The sequence below is a fragment of the Perlabentimonas gracilis genome, from assembly GCF_011174675.1.
Lineage (GTDB): Bacteria > Bacteroidota > Bacteroidia > Bacteroidales > Tenuifilaceae > Perlabentimonas > Perlabentimonas gracilis.
On sequence record NZ_JAANIG010000002.1, the window covers coordinates 81,935 to 102,407 of the forward strand.

17 protein-coding genes are annotated in these 20,473 nt (G+C 44.9%); 14 read left to right on the plus strand and 3 right to left on the minus strand.

Annotated features, from left to right (window positions below; all coding sequences use genetic code 11):
• The first annotated feature begins 52 nt into the window (after window positions 1-52).
• A complete protein-coding gene (dnaB, locus tag G8O23_RS01685) occupies window positions 53-1,591 on the plus strand; it encodes a replicative DNA helicase (protein WP_166361107.1) in 1,539 nt (512 codons plus the stop codon).
• A 45-nt stretch (window positions 1,592-1,636) separates the two neighbouring features.
• Here dnaB and G8O23_RS01690 read toward each other — a convergent pair whose 3' ends face one another.
• Window positions 1,637-2,332 (minus strand): YjjG family noncanonical pyrimidine nucleotidase, encoded by a 696-nt coding sequence (locus G8O23_RS01690; RefSeq protein ID WP_166361109.1) that lies wholly within the window; start codon window positions 2,330-2,332, stop codon window positions 1,637-1,639.
• 234 nt (window positions 2,333-2,566) lie between these two features.
• Between G8O23_RS01690 and G8O23_RS01695 the strand changes: the two genes are divergently transcribed.
• From G8O23_RS01695 to G8O23_RS01725, 7 genes are all read left to right on the plus strand, one after another.
• On the plus strand, window positions 2,567-3,700 hold the full coding sequence (locus tag G8O23_RS01695; protein ID WP_166361111.1) for a DEAD/DEAH box helicase: 1,134 nt from the start codon (window positions 2,567-2,569) through the stop codon (window positions 3,698-3,700).
• Between the two features lie 244 nt (window positions 3,701-3,944).
• Window positions 3,945-5,489, plus strand: coding sequence for an acyl-CoA carboxylase subunit beta (locus G8O23_RS01700; RefSeq protein WP_166361113.1), 1,545 nt, complete (start codon window positions 3,945-3,947; stop codon window positions 5,487-5,489).
• 12 nt (window positions 5,490-5,501) lie between these two features.
• Window positions 5,502-5,867 (plus strand): acetyl-CoA carboxylase biotin carboxyl carrier protein subunit, encoded by a 366-nt coding sequence (locus tag G8O23_RS01705; RefSeq protein ID WP_166361115.1) that lies wholly within the window; start codon window positions 5,502-5,504, stop codon window positions 5,865-5,867.
• Window positions 5,868-6,108: 241 nt separating this feature from the next.
• Window positions 6,109-8,331, plus strand: coding sequence for a phosphoribosylformylglycinamidine synthase subunit PurL (gene purL / locus G8O23_RS01710; protein ID WP_166361117.1), 2,223 nt, complete (start codon window positions 6,109-6,111; stop codon window positions 8,329-8,331).
• Window positions 8,332-8,349: 18 nt separating this feature from the next.
• Entirely contained in the window at window positions 8,350-9,060 is a 711-nt protein-coding gene (gene ubiE, locus G8O23_RS01715) for a bifunctional demethylmenaquinone methyltransferase/2-methoxy-6-polyprenyl-1,4-benzoquinol methylase UbiE (protein WP_219932368.1), read from the plus strand.
• Window positions 9,061-9,145: 85 nt separating this feature from the next.
• On the plus strand, window positions 9,146-9,880 hold the full coding sequence (gene porT / locus G8O23_RS01720; RefSeq protein ID WP_166361119.1) for a type IX secretion/gliding motility protein PorT/SprT: 735 nt from the start codon (window positions 9,146-9,148) through the stop codon (window positions 9,878-9,880).
• Window positions 9,881-9,890: 10 nt separating this feature from the next.
• Window positions 9,891-11,453, plus strand: a complete 1,563-nt coding sequence (locus G8O23_RS01725) for an NAD(P)/FAD-dependent oxidoreductase (RefSeq protein ID WP_166361121.1) — start codon at window positions 9,891-9,893, stop codon at window positions 11,451-11,453.
• Here the strand turns inward: G8O23_RS01725 and G8O23_RS01730 are convergent.
• Window positions 11,440-12,207 carry a TrmH family RNA methyltransferase gene (locus G8O23_RS01730; RefSeq protein WP_166361123.1) on the minus strand — a complete coding sequence of 256 codons (768 nt, stop codon included), beginning with the start codon at window positions 12,205-12,207 and terminating at the stop codon, window positions 11,440-11,442. The two genes, G8O23_RS01725 and G8O23_RS01730, sit on opposite strands and share 14 nt — an antisense overlap.
• Window positions 12,208-12,382: 175 nt before the next feature.
• Here G8O23_RS01730 and tamL point away from each other — a divergent pair, with 175 nt between their 5' ends.
• The 6 genes from tamL (at window position 12,383) to G8O23_RS01760 (ending at window position 19,892) form a co-directional block, all read left to right on the plus strand.
• On the plus strand, window positions 12,383-14,794 hold the full coding sequence (tamL, locus tag G8O23_RS01735; RefSeq protein ID WP_166361125.1) for a translocation and assembly module lipoprotein TamL: 2,412 nt from the start codon (window positions 12,383-12,385) through the stop codon (window positions 14,792-14,794).
• Between the two features lie 373 nt (window positions 14,795-15,167).
• Window positions 15,168-16,532 carry a sodium-dependent transporter gene (locus G8O23_RS01740; RefSeq protein WP_166361127.1) on the plus strand — a complete coding sequence of 455 codons (1,365 nt, stop codon included), beginning with the start codon at window positions 15,168-15,170 and terminating at the stop codon, window positions 16,530-16,532.
• Between the two features lie 12 nt (window positions 16,533-16,544).
• Complete coding sequence (locus tag G8O23_RS01745; RefSeq protein ID WP_166361129.1) at window positions 16,545-17,000, plus strand: hypothetical protein; 456 nt, start codon at window positions 16,545-16,547, stop codon at window positions 16,998-17,000.
• A gap of 29 nt (window positions 17,001-17,029) precedes the next feature.
• Window positions 17,030-18,502: an alanine/glycine:cation symporter family protein gene (locus G8O23_RS01750; RefSeq protein ID WP_166361131.1), complete on the plus strand. Its 1,473-nt coding sequence runs from the start codon at window positions 17,030-17,032 to the stop codon at window positions 18,500-18,502.
• 45 nt (window positions 18,503-18,547) lie between these two features.
• Window positions 18,548-19,204: a fructose-6-phosphate aldolase gene (gene fsa, locus G8O23_RS01755; protein WP_166361133.1), complete on the plus strand. Its 657-nt coding sequence runs from the start codon at window positions 18,548-18,550 to the stop codon at window positions 19,202-19,204.
• A 76-nt stretch (window positions 19,205-19,280) separates the two neighbouring features.
• Window positions 19,281-19,892, plus strand: coding sequence for an L-threonylcarbamoyladenylate synthase (locus G8O23_RS01760; RefSeq protein WP_166361135.1), 612 nt, complete (start codon window positions 19,281-19,283; stop codon window positions 19,890-19,892).
• 27 nt (window positions 19,893-19,919) lie between these two features.
• Here G8O23_RS01760 and def read toward each other — a convergent pair whose 3' ends face one another.
• Window positions 19,920-20,471: a peptide deformylase gene (gene def, locus G8O23_RS01765; RefSeq protein WP_166361137.1), complete on the minus strand. Its 552-nt coding sequence runs from the start codon at window positions 20,469-20,471 to the stop codon at window positions 19,920-19,922.
• Between the last annotated feature and the right edge of the window lie 2 nt (window positions 20,472-20,473).

The following is a 20,473-nucleotide window of genomic DNA, read 5'->3' on the forward strand; positions in this document are numbered from 1 at the left end:
TTTATAGATTCCTATACATCTTACCTATTTTTGTAAATAAAAAATTGTTTCAATGGCCGAAAAGCGAGCGTATAATAAGAAGACGAACTCTACTAATTTGGTGGGGCTTGATATGGGTAAGGTGCCACCACAAGCACTCGATATTGAGGAAGCAGTGCTAGGAGCACTAATGGTGGAAAAAGATGCTGTGATAACCGTACTCGATGTTATCAAACCCGAAAGCTTTTATAAGGAGAATCACCAGAAAATATTTAGCGCAATTGTCGAATTATCTACCAAGCTCGAACCCATCGACCTTTATACAGTAACCGAAGAGCTACGCAAAAAGGAGGAGCTAGACGAGGTAGGTGGAGCCGTGTACTTGGCCCAGCTTACATCTAGGGTTGGTTCTGCAGCGCACGTCGAGTATCACTCCAAGATTATTGCCCAAAAGTACATTCAGCGTGAGCTTATTAGGGTATCAAGCGATATACAGGCTAAGGCCTTTGACGACACGGTTGATGTAGATGATTTGCTCGACTACTCGGAGATGGAGCTTTTTAAGGTTGCCGAGGGTAACATTAAGCGCGAAACGGCTCCAATTAGCATGCTGGTTAACGAAGCCCTTAAAAACCTTGAGGAGGCAGGCAAACGTGAGGACGGGCTTAGCGGTGTGCCCTGTGGTTTTTCTGAACTCGACCGTATGACCTCGGGTTGGCAACCATCCGATTTGGTTATTGTGGCCGCTCGCCCATCGATGGGTAAAACGGCTTTCGTTCTCTCAATGGCTCGTAATATGGCTGTGGACCATGATGTGTCCGTTGCATTTTTTTCGCTTGAGATGTCGAGCATTCAGCTCGTGAATAGGCTTATAGTTAGTGAGTCTGGTATCTCGCATGAAAAAATTCGAAACGGTAAGCTAACACCCCAGGAGTGGACTCAGCTAACAGTGAAGATTGGTGATTTGCAAAACTCAAGGATTCTGATCGACGATACTCCTGCACTATCAATTTTCGAGCTCAGGGCGAAGTGTCGTAGGCTCAAATCGCAGCACGATATTGGTATAATAATTATCGATTACCTTCAGCTAATGACTGGGCCCACCGATACCCGAGGAAACAGGGAGCAGGAGGTGAGTACAATATCTCGCTCGTTAAAAGCCATAGCTAAGGAGCTCAACGTTCCCATTCTGGCACTATCACAGCTTAACCGATCGGTGGAAACTCGAGGAGGAAATAAACGACCCCAGCTATCGGATCTTCGTGAATCTGGTGCCATTGAGCAGGATGCCGATATGGTTCTGTTCATCCATAGGCCCGAGTACTACGGTTTTAATGAGGATGAGGAGGGCAACTCGCTGATTGGGTTGGCCGAGATTATCGTGGCTAAGCATCGTAACGGTGCTGTGGGCGATATTCGTCTAAGGTTCCGTAAGGAGCAGGCCAAGTTCTCCGATCTTGATGATATGGAGTATGCTCCGTATGCTGCACCTGCTGCCTCTCAGGCAGTTACCTTTGGATCGAAAATGAATGAGGATCCATTGCCAGCATCGGCCAATTCCGATTTCGATTTTCTAACTGGCCCCATATCCGACGACGAGATACCTTACTAAAAAGCGATGCTTATTGGCTTTGAGTTTGTCCTTTTTCTGTGTTGCCTACAAAATTTTTTTCAGGTCTAAAAGGTTATCTATTTCATGTGTAGGTTTCTCGTTGTGAGGAGTCCCACTGGGATTGAAGTAAACTTGGTTTATGCCAAACCTTTGTGCACCAATTATATCTGCCTCAATATCATCTCCAATCATAATGCTTTCCTGCTTTTTTGCATTGGCTGAGGCTAGGGTGTAGCCAAATGCTTCGGAGCGTGGTTTGTGATAACCCGATATCTCTGAGGTTACTACCTTATCGAAGTATTTTTCAATTCCGCATAGCTTAAGCTTGGTGAATTGCACCTCGTTAAAACCATTAGTTATTATGTGTAGCTTGTACTTGCTGTGGAGATAATCGAGTATCTCAATGGAGTGGGGGATTAGGGCCGTTTTCTTTGGGCTCTCGTTGATGTACTCATCGCCAATAACCTCGGCTAGAACCTTGTCTCTTATACCATAATCCTTAAGCGTAACCTCAAAACGTTTAAAACGAAGCACCTCCTTTTTCATCGCACCACGTTGGTAGCTAGCCCATAGCTTGTTGTTATGTTCCACAAAAGTGTCAATAAAGTGGTCGGGCGATGGAATTGCTTTTTTTAGATTGTGGTTTTCGAAAATATCCTTAAGCGTAATCCGCATATTTTGCTCAAAGTCCCAAAGTGTACGGTCTAGATCCCAGAATATGTGCTTGTAGGTTTGCTTCATTAGAAAGAGGTTAAAATAGCGCAACAAAGATAGTGACTTTAAATTTAAATTATTACTGCAAACCTCTTCACTCGATTTCTGCTGATTATCAATATAATGATTGCAACTGCTCAATGTCGTTTTATTTTTAGCTACATTTGCACCGTAAAATATTTTAGAGTTGATTCAAAAAGAAATTACTCCTACTATTACTACAATCTTTTTTACTTATTGATCACTTAATTGTCTGAACATTTGAAATTTAACGAATTTGGTTTTCATACTGCCATAATGGATGGCATTAACGCAATGGGGTTTAACACTCCCACGCCCGTACAGCAACAGTCCATCCCCCCAATTATGGAGGGGAAGGATGTAATTTCTTGTGCTCAAACAGGAACAGGGAAAACAGCAGCCTTTATACTGCCCATTATGAATAAGTTGTCGTCGTTACCCATGCGGCTAAACTATACCAACACGTTGGTTATTGTGCCCACTAGGGAGCTGGCAATGCAAATCGATCAGCAGCTCGAAGGTTTTGGATATTATGCTCCCGTTAGCTCTGTAGCGGTATATGGCGGAAACGATAGCCTTACCTGGGAACAGCAACGCATAGCAATTCAGAACGGAGCCGATTTTATTATAGCAACTCCCGGTAGGCTAATTCAGCATATCCGCATGGGGTATGTTTCCCTCGACAGGGTTGAACACCTTGTGCTCGACGAGGCTGATAGGATGCTCGATATGGGATTTTACGAAGATATTATGGAGATAGTGAAGCTACTCCCCGTGAAGCGCCAAACACTACTTTTTTCGGCCACTATGCCCACCAACATTAGGGGGATGGCTAAAAAAATTATGAGTAACCCCATCGAAATCAATATAGCCATATCTAAGCCAGCCGAGAACGTGCTGCAGGCGGCATACATTATTGAAGATTCCAAAAAGATAGGTTTGCTATCGCATCTGCTTAAGGGAAAAGAGCATGTGAAAAGTGCCATTGTATTCGCATCCACCAAAATTAAGGTGCGGAGTATCGAAAAATCCTTGAAAAATGAATCGATGAGTGTGCTTGCCATCCACTCCGACCTAGAGCAGAAAGAGCGCGAGGATGTGCTGCGCAAGTTTCGTAATCGCAAGTTTCAAATTCTTGTTGCAACCGATATCATTGCTCGGGGAATTGATATTGAGGATATCGATTTGATTGTCAATTACGATGTGCCCCACGATCCTGAGGATTACGTTCACCGGATTGGTCGAACAGCTCGAGCCTCATCCGATGGAGTGGCCCTTACCTTTGTGAACAAAATGGATCAAAAACTTTTTAAGCAAATTGAACAGTTTTTGCAAGCCAAAATCTTCAGAATTCCCACTCCCGAGAATCTGTAGTGCAAAACAAATATACCCTAACATCTTTGTAAACAAAGAAGTACAGTTGTTTTCGGTGAAAACAGAATTTTTCTTTACGCCCTTTGCACAACTGTTTGAAATACAGTATGGGTAACACTTTTTTTGTCAAAAAGCTAGGCTACTATGAGTCATTTTTAAGAATGATTTACTAATGTTGTGGCGTATTTCGCCAGTATTTTTTATTGGGTTGGCAACCTAAAATATTAACCAATAAAGGAATATTATGCCTTTAAAAAGAAAAATCTTAGAGCTTCAAAAGCGAAAGGAGGAGATCCTTCAGGGTGGCGGCGAAAAGGCAATTGCCAAGCAGCAGGCCATGGGCAAGCTTACCGCTCGCGAGCGTGTTATTGCCCTTCTCGATGAGGATTCATTCAACGAGTACGATCTCTTTGTTGAGCATGAAGCACGCGACTTTGGAATGGAATCCAAAGTATTACACGGCGATGGGGTTATCATTGGTACTGGTACAATTTACGGTGCGCCCGTTGCTATTTTTGCACAGGATTTTACTGTTGCTGGGGGATCGCTCGGGTTGATGCACGCCCGAAAGATTACAAAAATTATGGATTATGCGCTTAAGATGCGCATACCACTTATTGGTATTAACGACTCTGGTGGAGCACGTATTCAGGAGGGGGTTAACTCCCTTGCCGGTTACGGCGAAATTTTCTTCCGCAATACGCTGGCCAGTGGTGTTATACCTCAAATTTCAGTTATTTTGGGCCCTTGCGCTGGTGGTGCGGTGTATTCGCCTGCTCTAACTGATTTTGTATTCACTGTGGATAACATCTCCAAAATGTTTATCACTGGTCCAGAGGTTATAAAAACTGTGCTGGGCGAGGAGATATCTATGGAGGAGCTGGGTGGTGCTCGGGTTCACTCCGAGATTACTGGTAATGCACACTTTTTTGCCGAAAGCGAGATGGAATGCTTTGACCAGATTAAAAAGCTTATCACCTATATCCCCTGGAACAACACGCGTAAGGCGCGCAAGTTCGAGCCCAAGGATCCTAAGCCCGAGTTCAATATCGATGAGATTGTACCAGGTGATCCAAAGCAACCCTACGACGTGCGCGACGTAATCCGTTCTGTTGCTGATGACTCCGATTTCTTTGAGGTGCAGGAGTACTGGGCAGCAAACATTGTGGTAGGATTTGGCCGTATCAATGGCGACACCGTTGGCTTTGTGGCAAACCAGCCCTTGATGCTAGCAGGTGTGTTGGATGTAGACTCGTCCGACAAGGCCGCACGTTTTATCCGTTACTGCAACGCCTTCAGCATCCCACTAATCACTCTAGTTGACCTGCCTGGTTATTTGCCCGGTGTCGATCAGGAGCATGCCGGTGTAATCCGTCACGGAGCCAAAATGCTATACGCATACAGTGAGGCCACCGTACCCAAAATCACCGTAATCCTTCGTAAAGCTTATGGTGGAGGTTACATCGCTATGAGCTCGCGTCACCTACGTGCCGACTTTGTATTTGCTTGGCCCGGTGCCGAGATTGCCGTTATGGGGCCAGAGGGTGCAGCTAACATTATATTCCGTAAGGAGATTACTGAGGCTGAAGATCCCGATAAAATGCGTCGTCTCAAGGTGAAGGAGTACAAAGAGAAGTTTGCAAACCCATATGTGGCCGCAGCCAAGGGCTATATCGATACGGTAATTGAACCCTCCGAAACTCGTAAGCTACTTATTCATGCCCTCGATGTTTCGGTAAGTAAAGTGGTTGATAAACCTTGGAAGAAGCATGGAATTCCTCCATTCTAAAAATCTGAAGCCATGGTAAAAGATAATAAAACCAAGAAAAAAACTTCAGTAAAGCCTAAAATTGCAGATCATCCAGACTTTAAGATGATGGTGGTTGAGGGGACCAAGTACAGAACCCTCACCTCGCGTAAGAACGAGATGCGCGTTAAATGGGAAGCCCCTAAGCTCAAGGAGCTTAAGTCGTTTATCCCGGGTACCATTATAAGCATTGCTGTAAACGAAGGTGATAAGGTACAGCCAGGAGATCTTTTGATGATTTTTGAGGCAATGAAGATGCAGAACAAGGTGCTATGTCCCTTTCCGGGAGTAATCAAAACCATAAACGTAAAGGAGGGAGAGCGAATCCCCAAAGGTTTTGTGATAGCAGTGTACGAATAGATTGATTTGAGTCGGGGGTGTGAGCCCCCGATTTTTTTTTAACAGGATGTTAACAGCGCGCAATTTGTCATTCTAATCCTTGCCTTTGTGCTATGATAGCTAGTGTTGTAGCCATTGGTTTATGGAAAGGGTTAGCGGCTGTACTTTAGCTTCGCTAAGCCCAAAAACATTTAAAACTTTTAAATAGTATCATATATTGTTAGTATTTTTGGCTCGGAATTTAATACTTTAAAAATATACCATGGAAGTTACTGTTGATACCGCTAGAGAGTTAGGCCTCCTGCCTGAAGAGTTTGAGATGATTAAGCAAATTCTTGGACGCGAACCAAACTTCACAGAGCTTAGCATATTTGCCGTGATGTGGAGCGAGCACGCCTCCTACAAGAATTCAATCAAGTGGATTAAAACCCTTCCACGCAAGGGCGAGGCAATCTTGGCTGAAGCCGGTGCAGAGAATGCCGGTTTGGTTGATTTGGGCGACGGATTGGCATGTGCTTTTAAGATCGAATCGCATAACCACCCATGTGCCGTAGAACCATACCAGGGTGCTGCAACAGGTGTAGGGGGGATTAACCGTGACATATTCACCATGGGGGCTCGCCCAATTGCCCAGCTCAACTCGTTACGTTTTGGTGATATTTCGCTCGATAGGACCAAGTGGCACATCAAAGGCGTGGTTAAAGGTATAGGCGATTACGGAAATGCTTTCGGTGTTCCTGTTGTAGGAGGCGAAGTGTTCTTTGACGAGTCGTATAACACCAATCCATTGGTTAATGCCATGTCGGTCGGTATTGTTGATAAAGATATGGTGGTTTCGGCCATATCCAAGGGAGTAGGCAATCCAGTGTTTATTGTGGGGTCTTCAACTGGTAAGGACGGTATTCATGGCAGTACATTTGCTTCAGCCGACATTACAGAGGACTCTGCCGATGATATACCTTCTATTCAGGTTGGCGACCCATTTATGGAGAAGCTACTGCTGGAGGCAAGCCTTGAGGTCATCAAAACAGGAGCTATTGTGGGTATGCAAGATATGGGCGCTGCAGGTATTATTTGCTCCACCTCCGAGATGTCGGAGAAAGGTGGATGTGGGATGAAGGTAGACTTGAGCAAGGTTCCGCTACGTCAGCAAAATATTGAGGCGTGGGAGATATTGCTATCCGAATCGCAGGAGCGAATGCTTATTGTGGTGGAGAAGGGGCGCGAGGCCGATGTAGAGGCCGTATACAAGAAATGGGATTTAAATTGTGTTCAAATAGGCGAAGTAACAGAAGGGGATAGGTTAGAGTTTTTCTGGCAAGGCGAAAAGGTTGCCGATGTTCCCGCCGAATCGCTCGTGCTTGGCGGAGGTGCTCCTGTTTACGAAAGGGAGTTTCGCGAGCCTGCTTACTACCAAGAGTATAAAAAGTTCGATATTAACGCCGTTTCAGAACCTCAAGATCTTCAGGAAGTGGCACGTATGCTGTTGAGCCATCCAAATATAGCCTCAAAACGTTGGGTTTACGAGCAGTACGATAGCATGGTGGGAACCCGAAATATGACCACCAACTTTCCCTCATCGGCTGCAGTTGTGAATGTTAAAGGAACAAATAAAGCGCTTGTGCTTACTGTTGACTGTAACTCACGCTATGTAAAGGCCGACCCTGAGGTTGGTGCAATGATAGCTGTTGCTGAGGCTTCACGCAACATTGTTTGTACAGGCGGTAAGCCACTGGCTATAACCAACTGCTTGAACTTTGGTAATCCATATAAACCTGAGATTTACTGGCAGTTTGTAAATGCAATAAAGGGTATGGGCAAAGCCTGCGAGAAATTTGGTACCCCTGTAACAGGTGGGAATGTAAGTTTCTACAACCAATCTACCATTGGGGGTAGGGATGAGGCTGTGTTTCCAACGCCAACCATTGGTATGCTTGGATTGCTCGAGAATAAGAATCATCACACAACGCTAGCCTTTAAGGATAAGGGGCATATGATCTACCTTATTGGCCGATCATTTAACGACATTGCATCGTCTGAGTATCTGAATTCGTACCATGGGGTGAAAGCTTCGCCAGCACCCTACTTCAACTTGGAAGAGGAATACCAAGTTCAGGAAGTTGTTAGCCAACTTATCCGAAGGAACCTGGTACAGTCAGCAAATGATGTTTCCGATGGTGGCCTATTTGTAGCCCTATTCGAGTGCGCTGCTCCTCGCAACCTTGGTTTCGATATCACAACTGACGCAGAGATCCGACCCGATGCATTTCTGTTTGGAGAGGCGCAGGGACGCGTGGTTGTTACCGTATCTCCCTCTCGCGAAACGCAGTTCATCGATCATATGATGGAGAGCGGTGTGCCTTTCACCACCCTTGGCCACGTTACCAAATCCGAGGTGAGGGTTGATGATATTTCATTTGGATTCATCTCCGACATGAAGCAGGAGTATAACAATAGGCTGGGTGAACTTATTACTGGCAAGTAGCAAATTATCAAGAATACCGTGAGCAATTTCACCGTTCAGGAACAGCAGGTTGAGGCCATGTTCAATGGCATTGCCCCCAAGTACGACTTTTTGAACCACCTACTAAGCTTTGGCATTGATAAGCTCTGGAGAAAAAGGTTGGTTAAGAGTATTGCTAAGCAAAACGCTAAGCATGTGCTTGATGTGGCCACTGGCACTGCCGATCTTTCCATTGCATTGGCCAAAAGATTACCCGAAGTGCAGATAGTTGGTGTTGATATTGCCGATGAGATGCTTGAGTTTGGTCGAAGAAAGTTGAAAAAACTAAAGCTCGATCAGCGGATCACGATGCAAAAGGCAACTTCCTTAGATCTCCCCTTCTCTAATGGTTTGTTCGATGCCGCTATGGTTGCCTTTGGGGTACGTAACTTTGAAGATCCCATTAAGGGACTGTCGGAAATGCAACGAGTTTTAAAGTCAGGTGGAACCATTAGTGTGCTTGAGTTTACCACTCCAAAGTACGCCGTAATTGGATGGCTCTATAAATTCTACTTCAGTAGGGTGCTTCCGTGGGTGGGAAAGTTGGTGTCTGGACATAAAACAGCATATACTTACCTTCCAATGTCGGTACAGGCATTTAACGAAAGAGAAAGTTTTAATGAACTGTTAGAGCAGTCAGGTTTTAAAAATGCACAATATGTTCAGCAAAGTTTTGGTATAGCGGCAATTTATACTGCAACCAAGCCATAGCGTGGATACTTTATATGTATAGGTTTTAGTCAAATCAATAATAATTAGCCTGTTCAATCGTTATTGTTGTGCATTCTACTTTTTTATGAGAAAATCCAGTGTTTTCATATTCTTTCTAATGCTATTCTTTGGTGTAGGAATGGTTGGATATTCCCAACTCAAGCCCCAGCCAATCCTCAACGATCCCGACTATGATTTTGAGAAACGATTGCGCTTCGGGTTTTCCTTAGGGGTAAACTTCATGGATTTTCAGATTATGAGTAGCGTTAATCAGTTCGATTCAATTTTTGTTGACAACAGTACGCTGTATCCCGGCTTTAACGTGAATGTTGTTAGCGACTTTAGGATTATACCCACTCTACATCTTCGATTCCTCCCCGGCTTGGCATTCGGACAACGTGACCTGTACTTCTACGACAAAGATCCAAAGGTTGAGCCCACAGTGATGCAACTTGAGTCATCCTACATTGAAATGCCTCTGCTGATTAAGTATGCCGCAGTGCGAAAGTGGAACACAAGGCCATACCTGATAGCTGGCACCAACTTTAGGATTGATATGGCTGCCTACAAGAAGCTAAATATCGAGGAGGGTGTTTACATAAGGTTGATAAAAGGCGATATATACTATGAGGTTGGATTTGGTCTTGATTTTTTCCTCACCTTCTTCAAATTTTCCACCGAGCTTAAGTTCTCATCTGGCTATCGAAACGCAATTGCCCCGCCCAACTATCAGCAGCTTACTGATCAGGAGATTAAGTACACCGAAGCCATTCACAGGCTAAAATCACAGGTAATAACCCTTTCGTTTCATTTCGAATAGCTCTCTTGAAATGCCCATTGAGTTAACTTTTGACCTTAGTCCACAGCAGGCGTCATCGGCTGAGAGTATTTTGCAGCAGGTAAGCCGTAAGCTGGGCAAGCACCCCTCGGCAATAGGCGATGTGCACGTCGTGCGTAAGTCAATCGATGCCCGGAGGGGCAAAGTTAGGGTGAATGTTGGCGTTCAGGTATACGCCAAGGGGGAGTCTGTAACCGATACCATCCACAAGTATTTATATCAGGATGTAAGGAGTAAGCCCGAGGTGGTGATTGTGGGAGCAGGCCCAGCTGGCCTTTTTGCTGCACTTAGGCTTATTGAATTAGGGCTAAAACCAATAATTGTTGAGCGTGGGAAGGATGTGTCGAGCCGTAAGCGTGATGTTGCTTTGCTAAACAGAAATACAACTTTTGATCCTGAATCGAACTATGCCTTTGGTGAGGGAGGCGCTGGAACCTTCTCGGATGGAAAACTCTATACCCGTTCAAGGAAAAGGGGCGATATTAATCGTATTCTGTCAATACTACATCAGCATGGAGCGCAAGATGAGATACTGTATGAGGCGCATCCTCATATAGGAACAAATGTGCTCCCCCGAGTTATATCGGCTATCCGAAAAACCATTGAACAGTTCGGTGGAAACTTCTTATTTAGCAGTAGGGTCGACGAGGTCTTAACCGATAGCAAAGGAGTTAGGGGTATTAGATTGAATAATGGCACTAGCGTCTTAGCCAAAGCCGTTATATTGGCAACTGGGCATTCGGCTCGTGATGTTTACCAGATGCTTTGGAAAAATAAGGTGCTGCTCGAGGCAAAGCCTTTTGCCATGGGCGTAAGGGTTGAGCATCCACAGGCATTAATCGATTCCATTCAATACCATGGGCTATCAAGGGGCGAACTACTGCCTGCTGCAAGTTATAAGCTGGTTCAGCAGGTTGAGGGTAGAGGGGTGTACTCCTTCTGTATGTGTCCCGGAGGGTTCATAGTGCCAGCCGTGTCATCGTCAAACGAAATTGTGGTAAATGGAATGTCGCCCTCCCTTCGCAATTCGCCTTGGGCTAACTCGGGTATAGTGGTGGAGGTAAGGCTCGATGACCTAAAGGGCTACGAGAAGTTTGGACCATTGGCGGGTATGCAGTTCCAATCCTATCTTGAGCAGCTAGCTTATAACCATAGCCTTGGCAAAGGAGTAATTGCTCCTGCCCAAAGGCTAAGCGATTTTGTTGATGGCAAGGTGTCGACTACATTGCCAAGCTGCTCTTACCATCCTGGGCTAACATCTTCGCCCATTAACGAGTGGTTGCCTAGCTGGATATCAAGTAGGTTGCAAGAAGGTTTCAGACAATTCGATAGAAAGATGAAGGGGTTTGTGACCAGCGAGGCTACGATTGTTGCCCTAGAGTCAAGAACATCTTCACCTATCCGTATTCCCCGTAATGAGGAAACGCTCGAACACGTTCAGGTGCGTGGTTTGTTTCCCTCGGGCGAGGGGGCAGGCTATGCTGGAGGAATTGTATCGTCAGCAGTTGATGGGGAACGTTCTGCCGAAGCAGTTGCCCGATTCATGAGCGTTTAATGGATCTGCTTCGGAACTCCGAGCAGACAATGGCAGTGGCCATTGCAACGTTGAGCGATTCACTAGTGTTCTCATCGTCACAAAAGTGGGGAATGGTAATTCTAGAGTTCACCAATTTCTCAACCTCATTCGAAATTCCATTACCTTCGTTCCCTAGCACAATAATTCCAGCAGAGTTTAAATGTTGCGTATAAATGTTTTCGCCATCTAAAAAGGTTCCATAAATGGTTATGCCAGCGTCTTTTGCTGCCTCAAGGTACTGGGCCAGGTTAGTGTATAATATGCTAACCCGGGCAATGGCTCCCATGGTAGATTGGACAACCTTAGGTGCAAATGCGTCGGCAGTATTGTGGCTGCAGATAATATGTTTAATGCCAAACCAATCGGCTAGTCGAATTATTGTGCCCATATTACCGGGATCCTGAATATTATCGAGGGCAAGCGCAAGAGTGCCATCCAGGTGCTTGATTTCGATTTGATGCGCGGGTATGTGGACAATGGCCAAAACTGGGGTGGGAGTACTTAGCCCACTAATCCTACTCATATCCTTTGGGCTAATCTCAATAAACCGATTGTCCGAGCTGCAGCGGTCAGGCTGCCAGTTATTTGTGTGGTATATGGTCTCTAGCCTTAATGGCGATGTAAGTAAATCGCATACCAGTCGATGCCCCTCGGCAACGAATAGCCCCGATAATTTGCGATGTTTCTTTTGCTGTAATGCACGAATGGTTTTAATTGTATTTGCAGTAAGCATACCCAAAAATTTTAGCAAACCTACCATTTTTTTTGATGAATTAACACTTTTTGTAGCCTTATGGCTTGTTTTGTGTAGTAGGTTTTCATCGTATTATAATCGAGTTATCAAAGCGAATTATTATCTTTCACACACAATTTGAATTGTGATTTTTGCTGTAATCTACCGCAATTTGATGCCAAATAATAAGTCTTCAATTTTCTTTTCTAGCCAAGCGATTCCGCTTGGGACTACAATAGTACTATTAATTGGGCTTTTGGCCTCCTCTTGTAGCGTCACCAAAAACATCCCCGAAGGCCAGTATCTTCTCGATAAGGCTGATATTGTTGTCCAAGAGGAGAGCCGTAAAAGGGAGGTTAGAGAGGGCGAACTAACCCGCTACGTTAGGCAAAAGCCCAATAAGCGTGTGCTTGGGTTTAGGCTGCATTTACGACTTTTTAATATGGCCAACCCCGAAAAGGAGAAGGGCATTAGTGGTATGCTTCGAAAGATTGGCGAGGAGCCTGTGATTCTCGACACATTTCAAACTCAACAAACTGCACTTAACTTGGCTCGATACCTTGAGAGCAAAGGCTTCTACAGCGCCAATGTTAGCGATACAACTCGGCTGGGTAGGCGAAGAGCTCAAGTGCAGTACAATGTTAAGCCTGGAGCACCCCATAGAATTAGAAATATCCACTATGCTATTGAGGATAGCCTAATAAGAGATGTGGTGTTAAGCGATACCTCAAATCGGTTGATAAAGCGTGGTGATAGGTTCGATATTGATATACTAAGGGAGGAGCGAAGGCGTATTGAGAGTAAGCTAAGGGAACAGGGATACTTCTTCTTCTCGCGTGATTTTGTAACTTTTACTGCCGACACGAGTGTGAGTAGCAAGTCGGTTGATGTCGATCTTGTGATTAGAAAACGCTTTACTCGTAATGAGTTTGGAGAACGCATAACCCAGCCATACAGAAAGTATCAGATAAGTAATGTTTTCGTTTACACAAATTACGATCCCGTAGAGTTTTTCTATCTTCAGGAAGGCAACTTTCTAGATACCATTCATTTCGACAATCAGCAATTTGTCTATTCCCTTTCCACTGGAGTGAAGCTCAGTACTGTTAGTAATGCCAATCTAATCCGACCGGGGCAGGTATATTCCGAGAGCATTGTGCAAAAAACTAGGGATAACCTTAACTCCTTGAGGTTGTTCAGGGCTGTAAATGTATTTTTTAGGGAGGACTCTACCCCTGAAGTTAGGCAAAGCTCGGACTTTCTGACTTTTGGAGATGATATGGTTGACGATTCGTTAAACTTTGGCAAGCTAAATTGTTACATACAGCTAACTCCACATACGCTGCAAAGCTATCAGGTCGATTTGTTAGGCACCAACACCGCATCGGATGTGGGTGTTGAAGGAAACCTTAGCTATCAGCATAAGAACCTTTTTCAAGGAGCCGAAATATTTGATACTCGACTCCGCGGGATGGTGCAGTTCTTGTCGGGCGACCAGGTTACTACTGGCTCGTATGAGCTGGGAGGTTCGGTGGGTTTGAATTTTCCAAGGTTCTTAAGCCCCTTCCAAATCGATGAGTATCAAAATAGATATGCCCCCAGGACACAAATCACGGCATCGTATAACTTTCAGTACAGGCCTGAGTACACACGAACAGTTGCTGGTGCAAACTACAGCTACACCTGGCGTTCCGAGAGCCGATTCACCCACACGTTCACTCCGCTGGAGGTTAACGTGATAAACTTGCTTGCAATATCTGACGATTTTTGGGATAAGATTAAGGATCGCTATGAAGCAAATAGCTACCGAAACCAGGTAGTAACCCTTACGGGGTATAATTTTATTTACTCTAACCAGTCGTCGGCCCGGAGAAATTACTCTGTTCTTCGATACAACTTTGAGGTATCGGGCAATATCCTTAATGCTCTATTTGATGCAATGGAAGTTGAAAAGGTAGATGGAGCCTATCAGATTTTTAATACAAACTTTTCTCAGTTCGTAAGAACCGATGTAAACTACGTGTTTAATCAATCCCTCGATGAGAATAATACCTTCGTTTACAGGGTTTATGCAGGTGCTGGATTGCCCTATGGCAACTCAGCTGCTTTGCCATTTGAGAAAAAGTATTTTTCGGGGGGATCTACCGGGGTCCGAGCATGGAGTGCGCGCGGTTTAGGCCCCGGTTCCTACATCGAAGATCAGCTTCTGTTCCCCAATCAAACTGCCGATATTAAGCTAGAGGCTAACTTTGAGTATCGTTTTAACCTTGTATGGCTGTTGGAGGGTGCGCTATTCTTAGATGCAGGTAATATATGGTCAATATCCAAGAACGACGAAAGGCCTGGCGCTGTTTTTAGTCCCGACAGGTTTTACAAAGAGATTGCCTTGGGAACAGGCACAGGTATAAGGTTAAACCTTGGCTTTTTCACCATCAGGTTCGATGTGGGCATAAAGCTATACGATCCCGGTATTATTTCTATTGATAACGGAGAGCTTGTGTACAACAATGAGCATTGGATACCCATTGATAGGAAGTACAACAGGAACGATTTTAAGTTTCATTTTGGGATAGGGTATCCATTCTAGCCAATCATTCAATCATTGACGCTGCCAGTTTATCTGCCTCTGGTAGGCTTGCCTGCCCTTGGCAGGAACCTTCGGACGATGGCAGCCTGCCTGCCTGCCCGACTACTATGGTCAGGCGGGCCTGCCCAACTACTGCGGTCAGGCGGGCCTGCAAAGGCAGGGTCATTCAACCAACCAACCAACCTGCCCGCTCTACCTGCCGCCTGCCGGTAGGCAGGGTAGACAGGCCACTGGCGGGTCAACCAATCATTCTACCCTATCCCCATTAATCCTTTTGTTTGCCAATCGTCTAATAATGCTGTGATTCTATTTGGCTTTGCCAACATTTTTTTGCAAATTGGCGTGATTTTTTCAGTAAAATTAACCTAACAGTATGCCTACTAACCCTACCCCTCGTGATAACTTTGGAAGTAAGTTTGGAATTATTGCCGCTGCCGCCGGATCGGCTGTTGGCCTTGGTAATATTTGGAAGTTCCCCTATGTAGCAGGCGAGAACGGAGGTGGAGCATTCCTTCTTATTTACCTGTTTTTTGTTCTGCTCATCGGAGTTCCAGTAATGATGTCGGAATTTGCCATTGGCCGGAAAGGGCAGAAGAATGCTTACGGATCGTTTTCGCTAATAGCTCCAGGTACCCGATGGAACCTGATTGGTTTCATGGGCGTGGTTGCAGCCTTCTTTATTTTGGCATTTTACAGCTCTGTTGCTGGGTGGACCTTAGAGTACATTATAAGCTCTGTATCACATAGGTTTGCTGGTCAGTCGCCAGCCGATTTGGAGCGAAACTTTATTGGTTTCATATCAAGCCCACTTAAGCCCATTGCTTGGCAGCTAGTGTTTATGGTTTTAACTGCCCTTATTGTTTTAGCTGGTGTGAAAAAAGGGATTGAGAAATACACCAAGCTGCTAATGCCGGTACTTCTATTTCTGATCATCCTACTCTGTATTCGATCCGTTACGCTCGAAGGGGGCAAGGATGGCTTGGCATTTCTGTTTAAACCCGACTTCAGTAAGGTAACAGGCAAAACCATTCTGTTCGCATTGGGACAGGCATTCTTCTCGTTGAGCTTGGGGATGGGCGCACTTATTACCTACTCATCGTATTTTAGTAAGAAGGAGAATCTTGCCTCAACAGCCGTTGAGGTAGCTATATCCGATAGCGTGATAGCCATACTGGCAGGGGTTATGATTTTTCCCGCCGTATTTGCCTTTGGCATTGAACCAGGATCAGGGCCAAGCCTTGTGTTCATTACCTTGCCAGGGATTTTTCAGCAGATGCCCGGCGGCGATTTCTTTGGTGCTGTTTTCTTTATACTGCTGGCTGTTGCTGCCCTAACCTCCACCATATCGCTGCTCGAGGTGGTGGTGGCTTTCTTCTCCGAGGAGCTAAAAATTTCTCGCAGAAAGGCTACTTTTATTGCCACTGCATCTATTTCTGTTTTAGGCGTATTTGCTTCTCTTTCGTTTGGCCCCCTTGATAAGTTCACGATTTTTGGTAAAAGTATTTTCGATTTGCTCGATTACACTGCATCAAATGTTCTACTTCCGTTAGGAGGCCTTCTCATAGTGCTGTTTGTTGGTTGGTTTGCGGGCAAAAAGATTATTAAGCAAGAGCTAACTAACGAGGGCGAACTCAGGGCTAAGTATTTTCTAGCATTTGTAAATATTGTGAAATTTGTTGCGCCTGTTGCCATTGCAGCCATACTTATCTACAGCATTTTTTGGGGTGGCCTTGGGTAAATTTTAGTAGCTATGGAACGGATATACCTATACAAGATTTTTAAGAACAGATTTGCAAAGTATTTCTATGTACTTGGGTTATTGATGTTTGTTTACGGAATCGTGTTCCTTATTCGATTGTTTGTACTTGAACTTCAGTTCGATGCATTTGGTTCAAGAGCAAGTCTTACCTTCATCGCCTTCCAAGGTCTAGTTGTGATTTTACAGTATGCTATTGCATTACGAAATACTAGGTACTTCATCGAATTTGGAGGCAATTGCATTAGCTACCTTCTTCCAAAGCAGTGTTCACCCGAGTCGATTCAATTACAAGACGTAAACAAGATTGTGATTAAGCTAAATGAGGTAGATATCCATTTGCCTGAAGGCAAAAAGTCATTACGTTTCAATAATGTTGAATACAAGGAGCTGAAACAGATAAAACAACGGTTTGAGGAGTTATCGGTTGCTGTCGGTAAGCAATTGTGAGCTACATCCAAACATAAACCTAATGATTGATGAAAGGTATTGATCAACGAATCAATGAGATGTTTCAACCCGTAGTTGATGCACTTTCGCAAATCTTGTTTTGGGATCCCATAAAAGCATTAGGAATTGATATAGGCGCTGCTGCGCCTATTGTTGTTTTATGGTTAATAGTTGGTGGCCTGTTTTTTACCATAAGGATGAAGTTCATAAATATTCGTGCTTTTGGGCATGGCGTTGCGCTTGCATCGGGTCGTTACAGGTCCAAACAAAGCCAAGGGGAGGTTAGCCCTTTTCAGGCCCTTACCACAGCGCTTTCGGCCACGGTGGGGCTGGGGAATATTGCGGGTGTTGCTATAGCCATAAGCTTGGGAGGCCCAGGCGCAACCATTTGGATGATAATGGCCGGTTTTCTTGGAATGTCGCTTAAGTTTACCGAATGTACCCTTGGTGTTAAATACAGAGTAATTGATGAGAAAGGAAAAGTTTCGGGTGGCCCAATGTATTATTTGCGAAAAGGATTGGAGGGTAAGGGGCGGAAACAGCTGGGCATTTTCCTTGCCATTCTATTTGCTATTCTGGTAATAGGCGCTTCTTTCGGTGGTGGAAATATGCTTCAGGTGAATCAGGCTTTTGCCCAGCTGCAGTATGTAGTTCCACAGATGGAGGGGTACGGAGCCGTTTTTGGTTTAGTGGTTGCTTTCCTGGTTGGGCTTGTTGTTGTTGGCGGAATTAAGGGCATAGCGCGAGTAACCAGCAAGCTTGTACCCATTATGGCCATCATCTATATAGTAACCTCAATGTATATCATTGGCGTTCATTTTAGCGAGCTGGGAGCAATATTTAAGCTAATTTTCAGAAGTGCTTTTGGCCTCGAGGCCATTGGTGGAGGATTCTTTGGGGCACTATTCGTTGGGTTTCAGCGGGGAGCATTCTCCAATGAGGCAGGAATTGGTTCATCGCCCATTGCACACGCAGCGGCACAAACTACAGAGCCTGTGAGCGAAGGGATGGTTGCCCTGCTCGAACCGTTTGTCGATACCATGGTGGTGTGTACCATGACCGCTTTGGGGATTGTATCAACTGGTTTGTACGTGAACCCCGATGGGCTGGAGGGAGCGCAGCTCACTGCCGCAGCATTTGGCAGCATACTACCTTGGTTCCCTTACATTCTGGTGCTTTGCATTTTCCTTTTTGCCTTCTCCACCATGATATCATGGTCCTACTATGGCCTTAAGGGGTTTAATTTCCTTTTTGCAAAGCCATTAACAAGATTAACTGGAAAAAGTAGAATGTCCGATTTGGTTTACTACTTCTTTTTCCTTGCCAGCATCGTGGTGGGTGCATCCAGCAGCCTTACAGCTGTTATCGATTTTTCTGATATGATGATTCTAGGGATGGCCTTCCCCAACATTATTGGGTTAATGTATCTTGCTCCCGAGGTTTCGCTTGATATGAAGCAATATCTCCACAAACTCAAGTTGCAACAAAGCTCTCAACAATAAATTTCTTATCTTTGCGCCCTAACCATCAACTAAATATTTATTGTTATGAGATTCTTTATCGATACAGCAAACCTCGATCAAATTCGCGAAGCCAACGACCTTGGCGTGCTCGACGGAGTAACTACCAACCCATCGCTAATGGCCAAGGAGGGCATTAAGGGCGAGGCCAACATAAAGCAGCACTACGTAGATATTTGCAACATTGTTAAGGGCGATATCTCGGCAGAGGTTATTGCCACCGATTTTGAGGGGATGATTCGTGAGGGTAAGGAGCTGGCAGCACTGCATGAGCAGATCGTTGTTAAGGTGCCTTGCACCAAGGAGGGCATAAAGGCCATCAAGTATTTTACCGATAATGGCATTCGTACCAACTGTACCCTAGTCTTTTCCGTTGGGCAGGCTCTTTTGGCTGCAAAAGCTGGGGCCACCTACGTTTCGCCTTTCATTGGCAGGCTCGATGATGTTTCAACCGATGGCGTGGAGCTTATCCGCCAAATAGTTGATGTTTATAACTACTACGAGTATGGTACACAGGTGTTGGCAGCTTCTATCCGCCACACTATGCACATTGTTCAGTGCCTCGAGGCTGGTGCCGATGTGGCAACCTGCCCTTTGGATGCCATTCTGGGATTACTGAAGCACCCCCTAACCGACATTGGTTTGGCCAAGTTTTTAGAAGATTACAAGAAGGTTAACGGCTAGTAAACTTTTTTACCATATCTTTAGGCACACTTTTTACGCTACGTAAGGGTGTGCCATTTTTTTAACTTTTTTGGCTATGCTAATAAAAATTTACCCCGAGAACCCTAATCCAAGAGATTTAGATCAGGTTGTTGATGTTCTACAAAACGGAGGTGTGATAATCTATCCAACCGATACCGTTTACGGCATTGGCTGCGATATCTCCAAACCAAAGGCCGTGGAGCGCATTATAAAGATTAAGGAGATGAAACCTAAGGAAGCCCGCTTTTCGTTTATCTGTAGCGACCTTAGCCACATTGCCGATTACGCACGTATTGACAATAGCACATTCAAATTGCTAAAACGTAACCTGCCTGGCCCTTTCACTTTTATTCTACCGGGCCTAAACAGGGTTCCCGATTATTTTATCAGCAAGCGCAAAACTGTTGGGATTCGAATTCCTGATAACTCCATTATTCTGGAGTTGGTAAAGCTGCTAGGCAATCCAATTCTCACCACATCGCTGAAAGATGATGATGAAGTTATTGAGTACACCACCGACCCTGAACTAATTTACGAGAAGTATCAAGATTTGGTGGATGTGGTAATTGACGGTGGGTATGGCGGAAACATACCCTCAACCATAGTTGATTGTACCGAGGCTGAGCCAACCCTTGTAAGGGAGGGTAAAGGAGAGGTTATATGGTAAACCTTTGGTAACCAATTATGGTTAGCGCTATGCCAGCTTAACCTTGTACGATGCGCTGAACTTACCCTTGGTTATAGCATTGAGCTTACTCTTTAGCAGCTGCTTTCGAATTGTCGAAACCTTGTCCGTAAAAAGAATTCCATCCAGATGGTCGTACTCATGCTGTATTATGCGGGCAGCAACGCCATCGTATCGCTCCTCATGGGGAGTGAAATTCTCATCAACATACCTAATGACAATTGACTCGGGGCGCTCAACATCCTCCCTAATGTTTGGAATGCTTAGGCAACCCTCGTTGTATAGTGTTTCGTGCTCATCTTTCTCAACAATATGTGCATTGATGAAAACCTTCTTAAATCCTTCCAATTCGGGATTATCCTCTGCAAGCGGATTCCCATCCATCACGAAAAGCCTAATGGAGAGCCCAACCTGTGGTGCGGCAAGCCCAATGCCATCGGAGTGGTACATAGTTTCGAACATATCGTCAATAAGCTCCTTTAGCTTGGGGTAATCGGGGGTAATATCCTGTGCAACCCTTCTTAATACGGGCGATCCGTAAACGTAAACTGGTTTTATCATTA